General features: G+C 40.6%; 15 protein-coding genes. All 15 read right to left on the bottom strand.

Annotation, left to right across the window (positions count from 1 at the left end):
- Window positions 1-99: 99 nt before the first annotated feature.
- Window positions 100-1,575: a phosphonoacetaldehyde dehydrogenase gene (gene phnY, locus CLV51_RS20310; RefSeq protein WP_106529909.1), complete on the bottom strand. Its 1,476-nt coding sequence runs from the start codon at window positions 1,573-1,575 to the stop codon at window positions 100-102.
- Between the two features lie 143 nt (window positions 1,576-1,718).
- Complete coding sequence (gene phnA / locus CLV51_RS20305; RefSeq protein WP_106529908.1) at window positions 1,719-2,966, bottom strand: phosphonoacetate hydrolase; 1,248 nt, start codon at window positions 2,964-2,966, stop codon at window positions 1,719-1,721.
- 84 nt (window positions 2,967-3,050) lie between these two features.
- Window positions 3,051-4,559 (bottom strand): SusD/RagB family nutrient-binding outer membrane lipoprotein, encoded by a 1,509-nt coding sequence (locus tag CLV51_RS20300; protein ID WP_106529907.1) that lies wholly within the window; start codon window positions 4,557-4,559, stop codon window positions 3,051-3,053.
- Window positions 4,560-4,576: 17 nt separating this feature from the next.
- Window positions 4,577-7,738 (bottom strand): SusC/RagA family TonB-linked outer membrane protein, encoded by a 3,162-nt coding sequence (locus CLV51_RS20295; RefSeq protein WP_106529906.1) that lies wholly within the window; start codon window positions 7,736-7,738, stop codon window positions 4,577-4,579.
- A gap of 219 nt (window positions 7,739-7,957) precedes the next feature.
- Window positions 7,958-9,208, bottom strand: coding sequence for a helix-turn-helix domain-containing protein (locus CLV51_RS20290; protein WP_106529905.1), 1,251 nt, complete (start codon window positions 9,206-9,208; stop codon window positions 7,958-7,960).
- 210 nt (window positions 9,209-9,418) lie between these two features.
- Entirely contained in the window at window positions 9,419-10,594 is a 1,176-nt protein-coding gene (locus CLV51_RS20285) for a serine hydrolase domain-containing protein (protein WP_106529904.1), read from the bottom strand.
- Between the two features lie 166 nt (window positions 10,595-10,760).
- A complete protein-coding gene (locus CLV51_RS20280; RefSeq protein WP_106529903.1) occupies window positions 10,761-13,223 on the bottom strand; it encodes a TonB-dependent receptor in 2,463 nt (820 codons plus the stop codon).
- 213 nt (window positions 13,224-13,436) lie between these two features.
- Window positions 13,437-13,628, bottom strand: a complete 192-nt coding sequence (locus CLV51_RS20275) for a cold-shock protein (RefSeq protein WP_106530071.1) — start codon at window positions 13,626-13,628, stop codon at window positions 13,437-13,439.
- A gap of 177 nt (window positions 13,629-13,805) precedes the next feature.
- Entirely contained in the window at window positions 13,806-15,761 is a 1,956-nt protein-coding gene (locus CLV51_RS20270) for a hypothetical protein (protein WP_106529902.1), read from the bottom strand.
- 10 nt (window positions 15,762-15,771) lie between these two features.
- A complete protein-coding gene (locus CLV51_RS20265) occupies window positions 15,772-16,881 on the bottom strand; it encodes a S8 family peptidase (RefSeq protein WP_106529901.1) in 1,110 nt (369 codons plus the stop codon).
- Window positions 16,878-18,182: a hypothetical protein gene (locus CLV51_RS20260; RefSeq protein ID WP_106529900.1), complete on the bottom strand. Its 1,305-nt coding sequence runs from the start codon at window positions 18,180-18,182 to the stop codon at window positions 16,878-16,880. Before CLV51_RS20260 ends, CLV51_RS20265 begins: the two co-directional genes overlap by 4 nt.
- 589 nt (window positions 18,183-18,771) lie before the next feature.
- Window positions 18,772-19,938, bottom strand: coding sequence for an alginate lyase family protein (locus CLV51_RS20255; protein WP_106529899.1), 1,167 nt, complete (start codon window positions 19,936-19,938; stop codon window positions 18,772-18,774).
- A gap of 663 nt (window positions 19,939-20,601) precedes the next feature.
- Entirely contained in the window at window positions 20,602-20,982 is a 381-nt protein-coding gene (locus CLV51_RS20250) for a hypothetical protein (protein WP_106529898.1), read from the bottom strand.
- Between the two features lie 24 nt (window positions 20,983-21,006).
- Window positions 21,007-21,210, bottom strand: coding sequence for a hypothetical protein (locus CLV51_RS20245; protein ID WP_106529897.1), 204 nt, complete (start codon window positions 21,208-21,210; stop codon window positions 21,007-21,009).
- 529 nt (window positions 21,211-21,739) lie between these two features.
- Window positions 21,740-23,611, bottom strand: a complete 1,872-nt coding sequence (locus CLV51_RS20240; protein ID WP_158267079.1) for a tetratricopeptide repeat protein — start codon at window positions 23,609-23,611, stop codon at window positions 21,740-21,742.
- Window positions 23,612-23,697: the final 86 nt, after the last annotated feature.

Genomic DNA, 23,697 nt, shown 5'->3' with positions numbered 1-23,697 from the left:
TTTTTATTGATGGTATTGAGTCAGGGATATGGCAAACACTTTCTGTTTTTCATCCGTCTCTTTTCTTTCCTGGTAATGGTTGAATAATTCAGTTTCCCATTACCACGGCATCGAAAACGTTTTTACATACGTGAAGCATTTCATTGCTTCTATAACGCCTTCCTTCACTCCCAGTCCCGAATCTTTAACCCCTCCAAACGGAGAACTTTCAATACGGTAACCAGGTACTTCATTGATGTTTACTGTTCCTACCTTTAATTCTTTCACAAACCGGAGTGCATACTCCATATTGTTGGTAACAACACCGCTCGATAATCCATAAGCGGTGGAATTGCTCAAGGCAATTGCATCATCAATATCTTTAAATGTTACGATCGGCGCTAAAGGCCCGAATGATTCATGCACTATCATTTCGGCATTCCTTGGTACGTCAACGATCACTGTTGGCCCAAACAACGCACCCTTTCTTTTGCCATCCAGGATAACTTTTGCGCCCTGTTCAATGGCTTTCTTTACAACCGTTTCAAGGTAAATGGCAGCAGCTTCATCAATCACGGTCCCTACTTTTGTTTTCTCATCAGCAGGGTCGCCACAGATATATTCTTTTGCTTTAGGCACAAACTTCTCTATGAAAGCATCTTTTATTTTTTCATGCACCAGTATCCTTTTTACTGCCGTACAGCGCTGACCACTATTACGGAAAGAACCTTCTGCAGCAAGAAATACCGCTTTATCAAGGTCAGCATCTTCCATAATAATGAGGGGATCATTGCCACCCAATTCCAGGATCACTTTTTTGTACCCTGCTGCTGCTGCAATATGTTTTCCTACCGCCACACTTCCTGTAAATGAAACAATCTCTACTCTGTTATCTTTTACAAGCGGTTCAGCTATTTCTTTGGTAGGCCCCAGCAATACACTCAGCATGTAATGCGGCAAGCCCGCTTCATACATCAATTCCACCAGTTTAATGGCGGTGAGCGGCGTTTTTTCTGAAGGCTTCAGAATAACCGGTGTACCCACCGCAATAGCCGGCGCAATTTTATGAACTACCTGGTTTAAAGGGTGATTGAAAGGTGTGATGCAAACTGCCAGTGACAAGGGTTCACGGAGCGTGAAAATCTTACGGGCTTTGCCACTTGGCGAAATATCGCAGGAAAAAATCTGCCCATCATCTTTTAAAGATTCTATGGCAGCAAACATAAGTACATCATGTGCCCGGCCTGTTTCATATCTTGCTTCTGTTATGGCAAGACCAGATTCAGCACTGATCACCTGCGCGAATTCTTCTTTTCGCTCAGTCAACAATTGCCTTGTTTTTTCTAATATGCTGTAACGCTCGTATCTCGATAATTTTTGTCCGCCTTTTAATGCCGTTTCAATGGCCTCTTCCACATGAGCTGCGTTGGCCAGCTTCACTGTTCCCACCAGCCGCTGATCATAAGGGCTGCGGACTTCCAATATATTATCTGACACAATAGGTTTCCCTGCTACGTAACAAGGACGCTCAATAACTGCTGCGCCATTTGTGCCACCGGTTTTTCCTTTTGGTGTTGAAATCAGAGGGTTGCTCATAATATATTTTTATTTGCATTTTTATAAATAGCATACAAAAACCTGCATCGTTTCACAAGTATGCCTTCCTCCATTTGCCACTTCATCAGCGTTTATTTAAAGAATTTCATTGCTAACAATGGGACATCTCTAATTCGTTGTGTTTAAGCATTTGTGCCATTAATCGTAAAATCAAAAATGTCAAAGTTCCTGGGGTCGCCGGCTGCTTTCATCTTATACGCAGCATTCAACGGATGTGAAATAACCATTGGCACCATTTCTTCATAACGTCCGCCATGCGAACGCAGCGTTCCATCTAATGCAGACAGGTCGTGATATTGCGGGCGACGGCCAACTACAACATCTCTTCCGGATAAAACAACAAGATCACCAATACGGTCTTCGGGTTGCTCCAGCACACGTACTGCAGTGGCTTTATCATACACTTCCGTAATACCGGGTTGTATAGCCAGCCAGTTTTTTATTTCGTTGATCTTTGTTTTATCATTCACGTGTACTACCACATAGGAACCTAATGCGCCGTGATGTTTTACATATGGATCGGTAATGGGACAGATAACGCGGAAACCATTCTCTCCGAATTTTTCTTCCAGCATATCTTCCACAAATAATACATTGGGGCTGCCATCGGCTTTCACTTTTGCATTCATCCCATGGTCTGCCGTTGCGCCAACAATAGCACCCAGTTGCAGCAGCTTTCCGATCTCTGCATCCATTGCTTCATAAAAAGCCAGTGATTCTTCTGCATCAGGAGCATAGGTATGCTGCATATAATCTGTCAGCGACAGGTAAAGAAAATCAGCTAATCCTTTTTCTATAAAGGCAACGCCTGCACGCAGTACAAACAAACTCGCATCTGCACTGTAAATCACCGGGGTAGGATGACCTACAATTTCTTCAACACCGGCCACACCATGCGTTTCACTCTTTGCCTGGTTGGCTTTTTCTGCAGAAATAGCAATGCCTTTCATTTTATGGGAAAGGATATCCCTTAGTTTTTCTTTGGCAGTAACCACCGCTACTTTTCTTCCGGCGTTGGCAGCAGCCGCCAGTAAGGTTTCTGCTCTCAGATATTCCGCAGAATTCATCATCACTTCCTGGTCTTTGGCAGCATCATAAAAAAAGTTGCCGCTGATACCATGTACTGCCGGAGAAACACCCGTTACAATGGATGAATTATTAACATTGGTAAAAGATGGTAAAGCACCACGCACCATGCCCCGGTAACCGGCTATTGCCATTTTCTTAAGATTGGGCATACGATCAAATGCCATGGTGGTATCAAGATATTCATCTGCCGAACCATCCATACAAATAACTACGATAGGTTTTGCGGATGGTTGATAATTAATACCATTTGCTGAAAATGCTTGTCTTGAAATACTGCTCATCACTGGTTTTATTTTATGATATAAACTAAATAAAGAGAGCCGCCGAAACGAAAACCGTTTCAACGGCGCTGCTTAAATAAAAAACTATTTTAACAACCACATTACATCATTACGTGTATCAGAGCCACCAAACTGGCTTTGAACAGCGGCTTGTACATTTGCACCATTGTTGGTATATTCTGATTGCGGGTAACTGAAACGTACCGGTATTAATCCCGTATTTTCATTAGATGGACCAATATTAAATGTGGGTACACCCGTTCTTCTGTAGTTATAATATGCCTCATAGCCTGAATTTTCAAAAAACGCAACATACTTCTGTGTGAGGATCTGATTCAGGCCGGCTGCATTATTGCCTTTATAAGCTACTTCAGGTTGTATCCAGAAGAGGGGTGACTGCGTTACTCCATAAAACCCGGATGACAGTTCAATCCCTTTTGTATAGCTGGCTGCGGCATCGCCATTTGCCCAACCCCTGTTGATACCTTCTGCTATATTAAAACAGGTTTCACTCACACTTAATTGAATACAGGGAATACCACTGGCATCTTTCAACCAATAAGCCTGACTCAGGCTCGCATATTTTCCCTGGTTGGTCTGATCCTGTACATAGCTTTGAATATCGCCGGTCTTCGCACCTTTATACCGGGCAAAAGGATTCAGGGGATCATCTGCTATACCGGCTGCCGGCTGGGCAATTTTGAAGATCCTGCTATCCTTTAATGAAGTAAGAATATCCACCCAGGTAGCTCCCAGTGGGTTCCTGTTAACATAAAACAATCCACCACTGGGATAGAGCGGGAAGTTGTTGCTCTTATCGGTGCTATTGTAAGTCATCTGCAGATTATCGTTGTTATCTGTCATCACCGGGTATTTGGCCGGATTACTTACAATAGTATTGAAACGTTGCTTAATATTCAGGTCAGCATCGTTTTCTTTTTTGCTCAGGGTGATGAGAATTCTGAGGGACAGGGAATTCACCGCCTTTCTCCACTTGCTGATGTCGCCATTAAAAAACACATCACCTTCTACAGCAGTGGCAGGGTTAATTTTGTTGATGCTGTCGAGTTGCGTGTTTGCATCGTCCAGCCATTGCAAACACTGTTTAAACACCTCTTTTTGCTGATCGTATTTTGGGTAATAAATACCTTTAGGGGCCTTCATAGCATCACTTAAAGGGATATCGCCCATTTGTTCTGTCATACGACTATATGCCCAGGCCCTCATAAATTTGGCAATTGCCTTATAGTTGGCTGTTACCATATTGGCTCCTTGTTTGGATGCTTCAATTTCCAGGCGGTCAACATTGCGCAAAGTGGTATATAAATCGTAGCCGCCTGCGCCCCATGAATACGACTGGTTACCATAATAATCAAAATTCAACACAAAGAACTGTGCCATACGGTGGGCATAAGAATATCCGCTCCATGCGTTATCATACATATCATATTCAATACCGGTTAAAAGCAACTTCGGCGATGCCTGATCTGATACATTCGGGTTTTTCTGAAGATCATCAATTTTTCTGCAGCCGGTGAATAGTATAGAAATGGCTACTATGGCAAGCATCCATCTGTTATATATAAGCTTCATTGTTTTTATTTTTAAGGTTAAAAAGTGAGGTTGATATTCACACCAAAACTTTTTACAGAAGGAGTTTCAAGATTGGTACTTCCGCTGGTCCACTGATCAAGATCGATGTTGCGTGCATTTTTATCTTTCGTGAGATACCAGAGGTTACGACCTACCAGCGTAAGGGAAGCAGCATTGAAAAGCTTTTGTCCGGACAACAGGCTTTGCGGCACTGTGTAGGAAATTGTCACCTCCCTGAGTTTCATATAAGATTTATCCACCAGGTTGGGAACTTCACTTCCCCAATAACCTTTTGCAAAAGATTCCCATTTAACTGTTGTTGTATTTGCCTGAAATTTCCTTGAGTCAGCAATAACATTTCCATTTCCATCTACTACCAGAGAACCACCGGTAATATTTACCCCTTGTCCAACGTAGGTACCTTTATAATTAGCGGTATTCCTGTTGTTCCAGTCATCCAGCCGGTATTCATTCGCTGATCCTGGAGCTGCTCCGGCCTGCCATTGTTTCTGACTGACGTAATTCACCAGCTTACCACCGTAACGGCCATCAAACATAAAGCTCAGGCTCAGATTCCTGTACCGGAAAGTATTCTGTAAACTACCCATCCATCTTTCATTCGTATAGCCCTGGAAGGTAGTATAGCTGTTTTTTAAAGGTCTTCCGCTGGTGGCACTGTAAACAACCTGGCCATCCGGTGTTCTTTGAAAGTCTGTCAGGAATAATTTATCTGTTCTTTCACCTACTTTCACCCGATTGTAAGCATTTAATGTATCATACACTCCTTTCAGGTACCGTTGCTGAGTTGACCAGTTGATGGTTACATCCCAACTGAAGTTCTTTGATCTGACTGGGCTGCCTGTTAAAATCAGTTCAACACCTTTGCGGTTGTAGGTTAAACCATTACGCTGCAGAGAGGTAGCTCCGCTGGTGGCAGAAAGCGGCAGATAAAATATACTGGGGCCTTCTATATTCCTGAAATAAGTAAGATCAATACCTAACCTGTTTTTCAGGAAACGGAAATCTCCGCCAAACTCCAACGACTTATTAAATTCAGGAGAAATTCCCGGATCGTACAGTGTACCATCATAATACAAAGAGGGATTTCCATTCCACCTCACACCGGTAGAATAAGTAGGCGCCAGTTTATAATAACTGGAGTAACCAGGACTTGCAGGCAGCCCATCATTTCCTACTTTGGCGTAAGAGGCCCTCAGTTTAGCATAGGAAACAAAAGAAGGCAGTTTTACCATTTCAGATATTAATGCACTGAGTGATACCGATGGATAGAAATAGGCGCCTTTGCTTTGCGGCAATGTAGAAGCCTGGTCAACACGACCGGTTAAACTAAGAAAGAGCATTCTCTTGTAATCAAAATCAGCTAATGCATAAGCACTCTTTCTTTGATAGGTTGCCTTGTCAGTTTCAGTAGAAGACGGATCTACGCTATTCTGCACCGTCCATAACTGAGGTACCAGCAAACCATTGTTGGTATGACTATATTGATAATTTGTTCTTCTGGATAACAGATTCGCACCGGCCGATCCTTTAAAAGAAAAATTTGAAGTAAGATCCTTTGTATAGGTAGCTAATACATCCGTATTGTTTTCCCAGAAGTAATTATAGGATTCATTATATCCTCCTTTTTGAAAATATCCTCCATCACCATTATACTGTGAAGTAGAAATCGGGTAACGGTTTTGCGTGTTCACATAGTTTGTGCTAACGTTAGAACGCAAATGAATATCAAAGTTATCGGCAATATTGTACTTTAATTTAACATACCCATAAATATCATCCTTATAATAACCTTGTAATTCTTCATAAGCAATAAAATATGGATTAGAATATTGATAGTACTCAACATTCTTTTGTTGTGTACCTACTTTACCCGGCTGCCAGTAATCTCTTAAATCCCTTACATCATAATTCGCCGCTCCCCATACCATCATGGCGTAGATCGGGCTGCTTGGCTGGTAGCCAAAGCTGGGTATGTTCGGCGTATATTGTTTGTTATAATTGATATTGGATTCCAGCCTGAGTTTTTTAGTAATATTCAACCCTCCTGAAAAATTGATATTTGTAGCATTGAGTTTGGTATTTGGCACCATTCCCTTTTGATATAATTGTGTCATGGAGAAACGGATATCCCCTTTGTCATTATTGGCTGAAACAGCCAGGTTATTAGAAGACAGCAATCCCTTTTGCAAAAAGTTAGTCAGGTTATTTTTTCCTTTTGCGGTCCAGGGCAACGGCATCAATTTGCCGGTGTTCGGATCTATTTTACTATCCCACTGATTGATCATTTGCCCTTCAAAACGTGGCCCCCACACATCATAATCTGCATCGTTGGTGCCGCCACCACTACCATCCACAAATTCGTATTGAAAGTCTGAGCCGGGGCCATATTCAGATTGTAAACCAGGTTTGGCATTAAACCCTGTTTGCACCTGGGTGCTGGAATTGAACTCAACTGAATATCCCCGTTTATTTTTAGAACCTCTTTTAGTCGTGATCTGGATAGCACCATTAATACCATCTGACCCATACAATGCAGCAGCAGAAGGGCCTTTCAGGACAGAAAAACTTTCAATATCATCTGCACTCAGGTTCCATGAATTGGAATTTATCCGGACACCATCTACCACAATGATGGTACTTTTTCCCCGCAGGGAAATCCCCGGATCTCCGAAAAGGTCAGTAGAGGTAGCAATACGTAAGCCTGCTACTTTTCCGGTGAGTGAATTGATGACGTTAGGCTCTCTGGCTTTCACCAACTCAGCGCCTTTTACTTCCTGTACAGCGTAGCCTACTGCTTTCTTTTCCTTTTTAATACCCAACGCTGTTACTACTACTTCATTTAATCCTTCATCTTTAGATTGCAATACCACGGTGATGTTTGTCCGGTTATTTACAGGCACTTCTTTAGCGTCAAATCCTATGAAGCTAAAGGTAAGGGTGGCATTGGCACTGGCATTAATAACAAAGTGCCCCTGCGCATCTGTAGTGGTACCTTTTTTTGTTCCTTTAATTAATACCGACGCACCTATTATAGACTGGTTGTTGGCATCAGTCACTGCCCCCCTTATTTCAGATTGGGCAAAGGCCACGTTTAATCCCGTCAATACTGCCAATGCCGTGCACAGTATTGCCCGTAGTTTCAGATGAAACAATTTCATAACAAATAGATTTTGGTGATAAACAGGTGTTTAGTATTACTATATCAAAATATAGTATAAATATACAACTAGAATACTATACAAAGTTCATAAATACTAAACTTACACAAACGTTTGTGTAAACCCGGAGGTTATATAACTATTGAGTGCATAAGTAAAACTGCCGGCAGATGGCCTGAGCAGCGTTGTTGAAAAGGGCGGAGCATAAGACTGGTGGCTTTACACACCGATACCTTTTATTCCTGTTGGCATCTCTTCCATATTAAGACTACGCAGATATGCGGAAGGAGACAGTCCCGTAGCTTTTTTAAAATATCTGTTAAAAGAAGATTTTGAATTAAAGCCGCATTCATATGCCAAAGACAGCAAAGTGAATTGATGATTATCAGGATTGGAAATAAGCCTTTTAAATTCTTCAATACGAAGCGTATTGATATATTCATAAAAATTCTTCCCCTCCAGTTCATTTATAATCTGAGATAAATAGTTGGGATGCGTATGCAATTCTTTAGCCAATTCAGCAAGTGACAGTTCACTTTCCGAAAACAACTTTTTGTTTTCCATCATTTGTGTAAGCTCCTGGTGCAGGTTTCCCGCTACAGCTCCTGTAAGTCCTGATTTGGAATACTTCTTTTTATCAGGATGATCATCCGCACTCACTTCATCCTCTAAAATTCCGGTCAGGTCCCCTCCTTCCTCTGAAGCTGGTGCTTCTTTTGCAGGAATGGCCACCGCTGCTATTTGTTGGGGTATTACTGTATGCTTATAAACCTGCACATTCCTATCCTGATAATTATAACCGGTATGAGTAAAGATACCGACCTGCTTAATGCCAAAATATCCTATGAAAATAACGAATACAACAACAGCTCCAAAAACTAATTCCTCCCTGTTCAGTATAACAAAAAGCCAGATGATCGTGATGCCATATATCAGGTATTGCAGCCATTTTAAATTAATTTTCTCTGTATATGAAAACTGATCAAAGAGAGAGCGGTGATACTTTTTCAACAAAATCGCCGACCAAACGATATATGTTATACCCGATAGGATAATGACAAAAAGATTCAGCATGGTAAACAGCTCAAACCCGCGTCCTTTGTTCAGGTAAACAAAGATCTTTTGTTCATCCGGCAAGCGATAAAACCTGACCAGGTACAGATAAGAAACGATAGCCGGAACAAAGTGAAGCAGCATAAATTTCCATTTATGAGGAAACTGCCGGGTCAGGGCGGCCGTATACAAATAGAGAAAAGGGCCATGCAAAAGCGGCAGCGGGATCTCAATTCCAAGTGCCCAGGGACGTTCAGTAAAACTCCCGTGGAAATAAGTCAGGTAAAAAAACAGTAAATGAATGCCTATACAGCACAACCAAAAGGCCAGCACTTTATCAGCCAGCGTTTTCCCTTTTTTACTGATCAATAACAGATCAAGGAAAAAGGCTAAGATGATTCCAACAACAAAGAACATTGCTTATATTATTTATCCGGATTCATGCGTAAGTCATTGCAGGCACACATAAGATACCCTTACAGGAATACGACAGCTGAAAATCGTTTTACCCCTATTATGGCGTAAAAAAGAAAACCCCACGCCAGGCGTGAGGTCTGTAATCTTTCAGTCATCCAATAGGACGGAAAGGTATCTTTTAACTATTTGGTTTCAATACCATTATTCAGTTTAGAACAGATTATTAAACATTCCTTTGTCATTAAGTACAGCAGTGGTTTTTGATGAACACCCATTTAAAAGTATGGCAACTGTTACCTTTTGCACCGGGAGATAAAATACTTTTCCAATAAAACCATATACATGCCCGTCGTGTCCTATGGCTGTTCCCTGGTCCGTTTCTATTTTCATTAATCCTAAGCCATATTGTTTATAATATTTTAAATCATCGGGGAGATTTGAAGGATCTATATCCGTAAATGTTTCCATCTGAGCCAGTGAAGCTGGTGAAATAACTTTACCAGTCAATAAAGCCTCCATAAACTTTGCTACATCATATGAATTGGAAATAATCCCTCCATCCAATGCCCCCACTCCGCCAACAGCATTATTATCTGCGTAGGTAAAATCTTTCATTATACCATTATTGTCAACATCATGATAACACCTGGTTAGCGTGCCAGGTAACTCCGTACTCGCAGAAGTATTTTGGAGCTGAAGCGGCCGGATGATCTTTTCAGTTACTACATCGAAGGCATTTTTACCTGTTGCATATTTTATCACCGTTGATAATAATAAATAATTAGCATTTGAGTATATCATCCCCTTGCCCGGTGAGAAATATGCACTTTTATCATAAATAAATTTTAAATTCTCTTCTGCTGAGTATTTAATTATTTGCTTATTCAATATCCCGGATATCACATTTTGATCTAAATAATCTCTTATGCCGGATGTATGGTTCAGGCATTGTTCTATGGTTACATCATTTGCATTGGCAATATGGTCGGTGATGCTTCCCGGAATATATTTATTGATTTTATCTTTTATATTTAAAACACCTTCTTCCTGCAGTTTTAAGATTGTTGCGGCGGTAAATACTTTTGTAATGCTACCAATGCGTAAAGTATGACAAGGAGTCAAATCAATATTGTCCTCTATATTAGCCTTCCCCCCACATGCGCTCCAGGTACCCTCAGGCGATATCACCGTTACACTCACACCTGCCGCACCTGCATTCATAAAATTATCAATGATCCGTTGATAATTGTTGCGATTGGGATGATTGCCGGCTCCAAGGTTACATGCTGTTGGAGGAACCGGGGAGTCTTTATTTTTTTTACAGGAAATTGTAAAGAGGATAAACATTGCTAATACAACAACTTTTAACACCTGAATAGTTTTCATAATAATTGTGTTTTGGTTAAAAATATTTCAGTGCAAAAATTGGATAAAATAAGCGCCTGGGCGGCCCAACGTGTAAGGTGGTACGTACTTTATAAAGTATCAAACACAAAAAAGCCTTCAAATCAAACGACTTGAAGGCTACTGCATTTTTCCTGATTAGTATAATTTATATTGATGGTATATTATTCAGGTAATTATTATCATTTTCTTTCTCTTTTTTAAATTGAAGCTTACCGAATTTATATGTCAGGCTGATACCGAATGAGCGGTAAGGTATCTGTCTTAAAACAGTTGAAGTATAGTTGGCTGTATGGATGGTGGTAAGCTGGTTGATATATTTGTTAAAAGGATTTGTAGCTGTCAGGCCTATGCTTGCATTTTTATTCCAGAATTGTTTCCTGAAAGCGAAAGTATAAGAGATGCTCTTGGGTTGTCTGCCCTGTATATTATTAAAAGATGACCGGTATTCTCCAAATGCCTCTGCTACCAGGTTTTTCGGCAGCTGGTAAGTGACATTCATGTTCAGTCGCCAGTTCAGGCCATTTGTCTGGTTCCCGCCATCCAGCTTATTCACCACGTGCCTGTTAAAGACCATCAGGTTTTCCCGGATATTGAGCGCTTTTGTTAAAGGCAAAGATCCCGTAATAATAAGTCCTGTATTATATTCTGATCCGATATTCACCCGGTTTGTTACTGAAACATTCTTATACAGTGAGTCCCCTATCTGAAAGGAAGGATAAAAGGTGGTATATGGCTTTATATCGTTGCTGTTGATCCGTTCTATCAGGGCAACATAAATACTGCCACCATTATCAAACGATTTATTATAACCCAATTCAAAGTTGTCGCCTATTTCAGGTTTTAAAGCAGGGTTACCGGTGCTTATGTTATAGGGGTCACTAAGATTAAGAAACGGGTTAAGCTCCCTGTCAGGGCGTTCCAGCCTGTGCGTATAAGCAAGTTTAAAGGACTGCCCTTTATTGAATTTATGTGATAAGATGATAGAAGGAACCAAATTGCTGTAGGATGGTACCGTTGTTCCCGCGAAATGCATCTGAATATTGGTATATTCGTACCTTGCTCCTGCTACAACATCTAAAAAATTGAGCATGGAGAAAGTAGCGGACAGGTAACCCGCATAAATATTCATCCTGTAATTAAAATCATATGATTGTGTCGGGTCCGGAAGGTAACTGTTGGTGCTTTTATCATAGGTATGAACGTCGGCAGTATTGCTGAGATCATGAAAAATTGTTTTTAACCCGGTTTCAATAGTCAGCTTGTTATTCACCGGATGTACATAATCTATAGAAATATTATGCTGCCTGTCGTTGCCCGGGTTACTGCTGGATGTTCCTGCATAGGGTAAAGTCTGTCCATCATACAACTGGGACTGCAGAAAACGGGAAGATGGCGATCCATAACTTGCACTATATAATACATCCAGTTCCTGCCCTGCTTTCTTAAACTTCTTTTTGTAGGCAAGGTTCCAGTCAACAGCATTAATATGATTGCGCGTATCCGATTGTCTGAGTGAATTTAATGTATCTGAAGAAGCATTGGTTAACCTATTGATCAATTGCTGCTGGTAAGTTAATCCATCCAAACGATTATTGAATTGATTAAGGGATACCGATCCGCTTAGGTTATCTGTCTTGCTTATATTCCAGTCAAACCCAAGGCCTGACTGATATGCATCCCGGTTAAAATCCGAATTACCATACTGTAATAAACGGGTGCTTGTTTTAGCGATAGAATCAGCAGAAGTCCTGTCCTGTGAATAAGGAGTAGAAGATTTTAACTGAGCATTTCCACTGAAGAAGAAGTTCATGCCGAAATTATTGTGGCGCACGTTCAGGTTAACAGAACCGTTTTCTAACCTCGTTCCGGCAGCAAGACTGATATTACCATTAACGCCCTGCATTTTATTGTCCTTCAAAATTATATTAATGATACCTCCCGTACCCTGGGCATCATATTTTGCCTCCGGGCTGGTGATAGCTTCGATGCTTTTAATCTGGGAGGCTGGTATAGAAGCAAGCGCATCTGACAAGCTGTTACCAAACATGCTGGAGGGTTTGCCATTGATCAGAAAACGGATATTGGAATTGCCCTGTAATTCAACGTTCCCGTCAACATCAACTGTAACCTGTGGTACCTTTTTTAATACATCTGTCGCCACTCCACCCTGGGATGTTACATCATTAGCAACATTATATACAACCCTGTCAATTTTATTTTCTACTATTGCCGCCCGGGAAATAACCACTACTTCATTCAATGATTTACTGGCTGAAGTGATGTATACCGTGCCCAAATCATAAACAGGCCTGGCGTTAGTGAGTACTACACTGTCAAATATCTTTTTTTCGTATCCTATAAAATCAATTATCACTTTAAATCTGCCAGCACTTAAACCGTTAATATCGAATACGCCTTTGTTGTTTGCCACAGCCCCGCTGATCGTTTTACCTGTAATAACGTCTGTAACTATAACAGTGGCATATTCAACAGGCAACTTACTATCACCGTTTAATATCTTTCCTGTAATTTTTTCGTTTTTATGCTGTTGGCTGAAAACATTCGAGCTTACTGTTAAAAGCAAGATCATAGCTACTATTATCCTCATACTATCTCCATTTAGCAGGGCGAAGCTAATGGATCAATCTGTAGAAAAACTGAATAACAGGCTTTCATCCGGCTTGATTTAACGCTTTAACTGATCTTAAGGAAGGGAGAAAAAACCTTTGGGAGTTCCCTATTACCGGTCTTTTTATAAAAAATAGCACAAAAAAAGGGTATGCTGTTCAGCATACCCTTCCAATAAATAAGATATATAAAATTAGATAACTTTTACGTTAACTGCATTTAATCCTTTTTTACCATTTTCTACTTCATAAGATACGCGGTCATTTTCACGAAGTTCGCCAGTAATACCCGATACGTGAACGAAAATGTCTGGACCACCATTTGAAGGTGTAATAAAACCAAATCCTTTGGATTCATTAAAAAATTTAACTGTTCCTTGTTGCATTATATTAATATTAATTACACCCAAGGTAAGCATATCTATTTGAACAACCTAATCCATTTTAAAAATTAAACTTTACCAACACCCCCTGATTTGGGCAAATGGCGGGGCAAAAAACGCAACAGGCCAGCTATTAAACGGGCTACAACTCAATACCAGTATACAACTTCAATTACCTGGTCACTTATTTTTGCTCGTATTCAACAGCGTAAAAAAAGGCAGATCTACGGCTAAAAATAAATTCCAGCGCCAGGAGGGATTGGTCATTACAGCCACCGATTCATCTGTTTTAATTTTGGAGAGCCCGGGGCCGTATTGTCCGCCAAAACCGATAGAAAGCGGCAGTTTAGCAAAAAAACCGTAGGTCAGGTACACGCCCGGTGAAAAGATTTGCCCTAGCTGTACCTGGTAATTCTTTTTAATAACAGGGGCATTTCCTCCGCTGGCAGTAGGCACAGAGTCTGTTTTGAGCTTATAATCCACAATGGCGCTGATATCAAGGATTACCCCATATATACTCACCGCACCACGATTCCCCCAGCTCAGACAGCCCGGCGTGTAGGAAATACCTATAGTAGCCGTTACCCCAAACTTATCCGACCAGGTGCCCTTAATTGCATTGCCGCTATTGGAAGAAGACATATATGCTCCTAAATAACTCTGGACAGACAGGTTGTTCTTCGTAAATTTTTTAATAGAAGAGCTTCCTACCGGCAATATTACATTTTCCAGAACGGCGCTTACCTCTTCCTCCCCCTTTGCATCCACCATGTTACCCATGAACAAAGCATAAGGCTTTACCTTTTCTACAAACTTATTAATACTATCTTTTGCATTTTTGTAGGACTTAGCCTCTCCTGTTAATGCTGCGATACCGCTTAATATGTTCAGCACATCGTTGGCGCCCTGTGTATAATGCGTGGTATAAATATCCCTGTATAAACTGTTCCCATCTCTTGCCAGCTGCAGATAGGTATCTGGCAACACATCAGATCTATATGGTTTTGTTATACGAAAAAAGTAATCTATTACATCCAGGGACACATTAATATAATTGTAATAATCTTCATTTGATAGATGCCCATTGTTTTTCTTTAAGTTTATATCCGCCACCGAATGATTGACTTTACCACCCAGGCTGGATAGTTCCTGCAACATCTGCTGATTCATAAAAAAAGAGCTGGAATCGATCAGCTTATATAATTGTGTTATAACTCCTCCTTTATCAACAAAAGAAATATCCTGCGTCTTTGCTAACTGACGGGTAAGTCCCAGGTAAATACTAAACAATGTATCATTGCTCAATAATTTCTTAAATTCATCACCACCTATCCATACGTTATCATCGCTTCGAATGCTTTCGGAGAACAATGCCGCAGTTTTTATCGCTCCTTTAATATTAAATAGAGGGCTATTCGCCGGCAGCACCGCATCCAACTCTCTGAAAGAGGCCAACTGCTTAATAACATCCGCCGCATTGGAAGCCCCTGTTTCCAGATCATTTGCAATACGCAAAGTATGAATAGCCATTCTTATTTGTGGCAAATCGTTCAGCAATATCCTGTACTTCGGCAAATCAATCATATCATCAATATGCAAACTGATTTGTTTAAGATCTTCATAAAACCCATCCCGGAGTGTAGGCAACATCTGTGGATATTTATAGGTAATAAGTTGCGTAAGGTTCTTGGTGGTAACAGGAAACAACGTGTTGAACTCAGGATTTTTTTCCGAATACTTTACAAACCTGTCAAAAAAAGCAACGGTGAGTTCCTGCTTTGCTCTTTTAATCATAATAGTGGCAAGCCCATTGGCAATGGCTGTTATGTCCACACTGCCTAAACTTCCTCCTATAAGATTTGGTATGCTGCCTAAATTTTTATCCCCAGCGGATACCCCGCTTCTCTTAAAGTATGGTTTTAAGAAAATATTACTATCAATTGCCAGACGCAGAGGTTCATCATGCAACGCCCCGAAGTAATATTTAAGAACCGTCCTGCTTTCGTCAATTATTGGAAACTTTCCTCCATTTATATCTGCCAGCTTTTTTAAATAAAGGGCATCATAATATGCAATACGCTGTGCTACGCTGCAGATGGGCAACATTAGTAATGTTGCTATTAAAAATTTCTTCATGCTTAAAGTTTTATGCCTGGAACAAATTCAATAATAGATTAGGGTCTAAAACATTGAGGGTTTTACTGACGCGTTGTTGATTAAAATCTAACAAACTAAATGTTTGAGGCTGGGAAATACTTTTGAGCATTTCCAGTATCTGTTGCTGTGAAAATTTTATTTTTTTGTAAGAAATGATTAAGGCTACAATACCTGCTACTACAGCATTTGCCTGACTTGTTCCGGGAGGAAATACAACAATTGCATTATTCCTGTCATAGGACTGCATGCCTTTACCATTAATGATCGTTATCAGATGTTCATTGATATAAGGGTAAATCTCATGTTCTAAAGGAATAGCACCAATACCTATTACATTATCAACAGAGGCAGGAAATAGAGGACCGGGGTCATTAAATGAAGAGGCATTCCCGACCGAACAAAGGATTATTTTATCTTTATCAATGGCATTTTTAATCTCCAGATTTAATTCATCCAATATCGTTTGCTCAGTAATACTGGATGCCCAACTGATAGATATTACCTTAATATCATCCTGGCCGGCACAAAATTTAATTGCTTTGGCATAAATTGATTGATCGTTCAGCTCCTCCTCATCTGCTATCTTACATACATATAAGTGGCAATCAGGCGCAACACCTATAACCGGACCATTCTTATTCTTTGATGCAATCAGGCCGGCACAAAAAGTTCCATGCCCCACCACATCCTGCAGGTCCGCTGTTGCAGGATTTTCTTTGTTATAGGCATAACGTATTGCTCCATCAAAAGTCAGGTCAGGATTATTTATATTAATACCCGTATCCAGTATAGCTACCCCTACACCTTCCCCTTTTGTTAATTGCCAGATCTCAGGTATTTTCAGATTAACCATCCAGTCGGGAATACCGGTTTTATTTATTCCGGCAGACGAAAGCGGCACCGCCACTCCACCACTCCAGTAATAATTACCCGCAGGATCTTTATACCAGATATCATTATCAAAAAGGTTATCTCCATGATAAAGCGCCCCATCTACCTCCAGCAAACTGCCCGGCGACAAATATTGATAGCAGGGAGCATTAACACTGGCCTCTCCCACCCGCACATTCAGGTATTTAGTGACAGTTAACTGTATCATCCTACCCGCTTAATATTGTTTGTGTTAACTTCCTTTGCTTTGGCAGTATCCTGTTCGATGGCGGGTGCTACTGAGCTGCGCAGCTTCATCAATTTATTCAGTATATCAAACCAGAAGGGCGACCCTAAGGACAATGCCAATGCAGTAATGATCCAGCCGGCAAGCGCCTGCAAAAATCTCCAGAGAACATTAAGACTATACCAGTCCTCCCCCGTTTTCATCAAACTGACTGAATAAATGCCGGTACCCAATATGTCGCGGGTACGTACAATATCTCCACTAACAAGATTACCCGCTGCAGCATTTAAAGAATCCATCACCTGCTTTAAGGAATCATATCTCTTGTCCAGGTTAGTGCCGGCTACCTTTATTACGGAATCTTTTTTAGTGATGGAGGAATCTGCCGTAACCTTTTCTTTCACTGCTTTTTTTGCGGTTTGCAGTTCTGCGTTCAAATCAGGATGAGCAGCAACAAAAGCACCTGCCTGCTGTACCAGCTGTTCCCTCAGTTTAGGGTCCTTGCGCAACGCATCCGCTATCTTCAATGTATCCACATTAAAGACGATGGCCAGCACCAAACCAATCAGCAGCGATATAAATTGTGTATACTTCTTATACCAACCGGTGGTGCGATCCATTGTTTCATTAAACCATTGTTCCATTAAATCCCGGAATTTCTCAACATCTCCCTGGGCATCTGCCCATATAGAATTCAGATAGGCTTTGGTGTCCTTCTCTATTATCGTGTCATGAATAACCTGCTCATTAATATTACCAGGGTTCCATTTGATAGTGCCGGTAGTAAGTGACTCCTGTATCTTGCTACGAATATTTTCACCTGGCACTACTTCATGTCCTTTTAAAAGATCTAATACTATTTTGGAAAATGTGGTACTAACCAGGTAAGCCGGCTTCCTGGTACAGTCCTCCTGACTGAAAACTTTTATCAAAGAGTGATTGTAGAAGGCAGCTGCAAAGCTATTTGGCCCTTTCTTCTTCTGAATCGTGGCGTTATCTGCTGCGCGCTCTTTCTTATTGTCCTCCTCCATTTCAGATACCCTCACTTCCTGTTTCTTGTTGCTTTTGGGCTTTGCCAGCTGGTTAATAAAAATACCCCACTTTGTAAACGTGGAATACTCCTGCTTATCCTGCAGCATCCTGATGATGGCTTTTTCAAGGAACTTTGCACGAAAAGACAATTTAGCCGCGATAATTTCCTGGATAATAGTGGTGAGCAGACTATAAAGGAGGTAAATAAATACCAGCCCGATGGCTACATCAATAGCTACATTATTAAACATGGAGTTACTTTTAAAGTATAATTATCTCAAACATCGCTCAGCTAAGCTGTTGCAATGCAGTTACCAATATGAAATAGCTTTGAGGTGAAATATCCGGTGTAGGACAACATTTCAAGGTATTTACATTCGATTAAAATTTTGGGGTATATCTGTCAGTAAATCACTTCAACATCACAACTCCTGAAATTATATAAATCTCCATTCAAACGGTAACAAGAAAATATGCTGTTAAAATATGATGATAACTTCGAGGGTATTACGTATGGGGTGAGTAATAATAAATATTATTACTAATTAGTTTAATAAAGATAATTATTGTAAATGATTTTTCCAATAGTATGAAAGTATTATTTAAGTCCGGTTAGTTGCACATAGATAGCCCATCTTCATAATACCCTAAATACAATGAAGATTCTTTCACCTGGCGCATTCAGGATAATTCAGACAATACAATACAGCGCTGTTCAAAGAAAAAACGTGTTACAATCCTTAAGAATTGTAACACGTTTCATGATCTCTATGATACAGCAATCGAACTACTTTTCAGCGCAAATCAGTTTATTTTCTTACCTACAAAAGGCAAGCTATTTTACAGTACCGGCACATTGTAATGTGTATAAGTAGTAAAGCCCAGGAAAGTATTGTCGCTGGTAACACCCAGCGGCGCCTGTAGTCCTCTCAGATAGGAAAGATTACTGGTTTTGTAATAATTATAAGCGACTTCAGTACCTGGAAAAACGGAGCTGGAAACAGCACAATAGCTGCAACTGGTGCTTTGTCCGTAAGCAGCTTTCATATAATCATATCCCGCGCTGATGCGGTTGGAATTAGCAGTCCACAGGGAATTATCTCCCTGTATGCGCGCCAGTTCAGCGGCATATGCAAAGGCAGTAAGAGAATACTGGAAGTGAACACAGTCCTTGCGATCGCAGTATTCCGGTATAGTCCCATCAGATTGTATGATAACAGGAAGATAAGTGGTAATGGTATTATATCCATTCTGGTATACGGAAGTGCTGTTCAGGAAAATGCCAATAGCCATCTTGGCATATCCCTGCGAAGCGTTCCAGTTATTATTATAAACCGGCATGTTGTTAATGTAATTATTCTTTACATTATTCAGGTAATTGTTAAACTGTGTTATATCTGCAGCAGCCCAGCCGGCGCCCTGACCTTTTATGTTATAGTAACGGATTATTTCTGCGGCAGCAACAAAGCTGGGAGTTGTCCAGCAGGCCTCCAGCCCTGGCTGATTGGGATTGGTAGCACCATCCAGCAAAGCATATTGCTGGAAATTATAAGACCAGCCATTGAGGATGCCGATAGCCTGTGTAGCGTAGGTAGCATTACCGGTTTTCGCCCATCTTAATGCCAGGGCATACACCAGCTCTGCGTCCTTCCTGATCTGTGTTTTAGACGGTGAAGTAGCGCCATTGGAGCCTACTACCACTGTGGATGGAAAAGAAGTGGGATAGCTGTGGCTGTTAATAAAGTCCAGCACTTTTTGATAAGAGGAGGTACGGTTGACATCTCCCCCATTTACCTGTCCACCCACCAGATCAAGACTGGCTTGGGTATTGAGAACACCGGGGTGTACAAAGCCGGTAATAGCAACATTTGCAGCACCTGATGACGCATTACTAACCTTATTATTTGGGGCTGTGGATTTCAACTGTTGTTTGGCACAGCTGCACAAACTGGTTGCAACAAACAGTAAACTGATAAGCGGGTAATAAAAAACGGATTCTTTTTTCATAATGGAATTTTAATAAAAATGAATGATAAATGTGGGAAATGTAGGATTGCCTGCTGATTTGCTCTTAATGGGTTATCTTAAATGCTGCTCAAAGGGTATAGATAAAAATATAAAAAAATAACCTGGAATCAAACCAAATCACTAACATCATAGGAAATATAAAAACACGAAAAGAAAAGAAAAGAAAAGAAGCATTCAGTATATGCTACTGCCTATCCATGCAACCGGACACTATCCCATGATAGAAAAACCGGCGGAGTTCAATGCATTGCTGGCACAGGCCATTGAAAAGATAAAGGCAGGTGACCGTTAGTTTTACACCTTATCTGCCCCCATCATTCTGCGAGATTCAGGTGCATGGCCAAGTCCATGAACGCACATAAAAAAAATGTCTTACACTAATCAATTACGAATTGATTAGTATAAGACATTACTAACTTTATCAGGAGACTACAATACAAAAAAATAAAATCACCCGGTAGATCAACCTTTGATAAATTCTATTACCCAAATTTACTACCAACAATAATGCTCAAGAGTACACATCATTCTTACTTTTGTAAGTTTTCAACTTTTATATCATAAAAGATATTCTATGAAAGGGGCGAGAATCGAACTTACTTGTTGGGGATTTGAAGTTATTTAAGTGGAATAGTGCTGTCATTACATCTCAAACTCCGCCTCTGGCTTGAAGTTATTGAGTTCAGCAGCATCCAGCTCTTTTTTAAAGTAAAAATAAATGAAAGACGGGTTCGGGGCCGGCTCAGAAAAAGTGGTGACCAGCTTCCATCCTTTAGCACTCATGAAATTCAGTACATCTACAATGGACTTGAATTTTTTTACATTGCCAACAGAATCTTTCATTCGATGGTCTTTAAAATCAATTAGCCTGGTTCCCTCTCCAAAATTAAGTTGTGCCGTCACTTTGGAATTGAATCCAGCACCGCCAGCCTTTAATTCGCAGAAACGTTCTATTTTCCCCTGGGCATATAGAAAAGCGGGAATTGTCAGTATCAGCAGACAGAGTATAAGTTGTTTTTTCATAAACTACAATAGCTATTTTTACTATTATTGTAAAGTACTATTGTTCTGGCAAAGTGCAATCATAAAAATAAAATCTTTGGGCAACGCAATAGATAAGTTAATAACTACATTACGAATTTCAAGTGCTGTTGCGCCCTCATTTGCATAAGACGCAATTTCTACTCCTTCACTATCTGTTAGCCTGGATTTAAAAATAACATCCAATTTGCTTTTCAACTTCTCATTCATAGTTTATAGTTTTATCCAGCCACAAAATAGTCTCTTGTTACACGGCTCTTCCTTTTTTTGTAGCAAAAAAATTCAGCTGATTTTAACACTGCAATTATAATGCAGCATAAATAATTATTTTACCTGCGATAACCTGGATTCTACGAATGGTAAGCGCCATTCTGATAACGTCTAGTTCTGTATAATCTTAAATTTAACAAATGAAATTCTTAAAATCCTTTGGTACTCCATTGATGCGCGCTGAAATGAAAAACATCAAATGTGGCTACAATGATCTTACGCCATGTTCAAATCAATTTTGTTATGCATGGTGTATGGACCAGGCAGGCTTTGGAGGCGAGTGCTACAACGGTCAATGTTATTGCTTCGGGTGATAATATTATATTAAGAGCTTAAATTTAAAGGAAGGCGCCTCATAAATCAATGAGGCGCCTTTTTAAATCTTGAATATTTTGAATCAATTTATCCGCTTTTGGAGTTGATAAATTGGACTTATAAATGTTTACCAGACTGGTTGTAACTTAATTCATTAAAATTCACAGCTCTTAATCAAACCATTTGCCAGCGTGATTTTTTTTGTATCTCCGTCTTGTTTAACCTCCACAAATCTTTCCAGTCGTTGTGAACGTTCAACTATATAATCCTGATCATAATAATAATTGGTGATTTCCCGCACGGGGCCATTCTGTGAAGTATTTGAGCCGCTATAAATTCTTGCCGTTTTGAGCTGGTTGAAATCGTGGATAAGCTGGATAAAATATTGGCCGGGCTTCAGTCCTTCAAAGGCAAATCGTCCATCGGCGCCGGTAATTGCCTCAATAGAATATTGGTTTGCTTCTTTCGACATATATACACCGGTTTTTTTATTCTCTTTCTGATCCCGTAACTTATACCACTCTTCAAGATACGGGGTGACTGGAAACAAAACGACTTTAACACCTGCAGCATAAAATATTAGCCCGTCCTTCTTTGTGCAGGCCCTTCCCACAATCCTTGACAAGCCGCGACCCAGTGCCCCCTCTGCTAATTTAGCGTCAAAAGTTCCCTGTGGAAAGATCTCCCGCCGTGACTTTTCGCCGGATGCTGAAATCTTTCCGCCAAGATCGCTGTATTTTTTGCGGTCAAGATCCGCCAGCTTGTTGCTTCCAATAGCCTCATAAGCATCCGCGCGGTTGAGATAAGCGAGAAGATTTGCCGGGTCAGCTTCAATGGCTTTCGTGTAATTGGAAATCGCAAGGCTATACTGCTGTTTATCGTGGTGAACCACACCAACATTCAAATACCCATTGGAGTATTTCGGATTAATTGCAATGACTTTGTTGAAATCAGCAAACGCCAGATCACTTTGCTTCTTAATTTTGAAATAAATATTGCCGCGTTCCAGGTAAGCGTCTGCATTTTTCGGATCCAGCTCAATAGCTTTGTTATAATCATTAAGCGCCGCATCCCATTGCTCCCAGCGAACGTAAATATTACCGCGGGAAACATAATAAAGGGCGTTTTTCGGATCCAGCTCAATAGCTTTTGCGTAATCACTGAATGCCAGATCTGCTTTTTCCTGCATGAGATAAATATTACCGCGGTTGCCGTACAGTGAGGCATCTTTTGGAGAAAGCTCAATTACTTTGGCATAATCGGCAAGTGCCAGATCGTATTTTTCCTTTTTCTTGTACATCACCCCACGATTGAAATAAGCATCCACATCTTTGGGGCTCAATTCAATTACTTTTGTGAAGTCCGCTATTGCCAGATCATACTGTTGCTTTTCGTAGTAAGCATTACCGCGGATAAAATAACAGCCGGCATACGACGGATTAATCCCGATTGCTTTTGCATATTCGGCAATGGCTGCGTCGTCCTGTTTCCTGTTGGAATAAATTTTGCCACGTTTCACATAGGAAAGCGCAAAACGTGGGTTAAGTTCGATAGCTTTTGTGTAATCAGCCAGGGCGGCTTCTTCTTTTTTTACACTTTCATAAGCAATACCGCAGGCATAGTATTCAATGGCAGATTTCGGCGAGCCCAATAGTTGGAGGGCTCTTTCAAACGTTTTCCGTGATAACTCCGGGTTATTTTGATATTGATAACAGGCAGCTTCAAAAGCATAAAAGACTCCGTTATCCGGACTAAGTCTGATAGCTTCTGCAAGGTCCACCTGCGCCCCGGCTAATTCATTTCCAACAAGCCTTGCCCGCCCGCGAATGGCATAGGCCAGCCCATTGTTCCGATCGGAATTAATAGCTGCTGCTGCCAGGCTCTTTGCCTTTGTAAAGTCTCCTTCCATTAGTCGCGTTAATGCATTTTCTGCTATTGAACTACTTTGACCGGACGCTGTTGAAGCAACTCCGCTGATAATTATTACAATTACTGAAATCGAAAACCGCTTTACTATTCGTTTCATGAAATAACTGATTATATACATTGGCTTGAAAAACTTATTTGGGTAACAACGATACCACCTGGGATCCGTAGTCCTGATTGTTATAA

Source organism: Chitinophaga niastensis (genome assembly GCF_003014755.1).
GTDB classification, from domain to species: Bacteria; Bacteroidota; Bacteroidia; order Chitinophagales; family Chitinophagaceae; genus Chitinophaga; species Chitinophaga niastensis.
The sequence above is the reverse complement of the archived record's forward strand: the minus strand, read 5'-3'. Positions and strand labels throughout refer to the sequence as shown.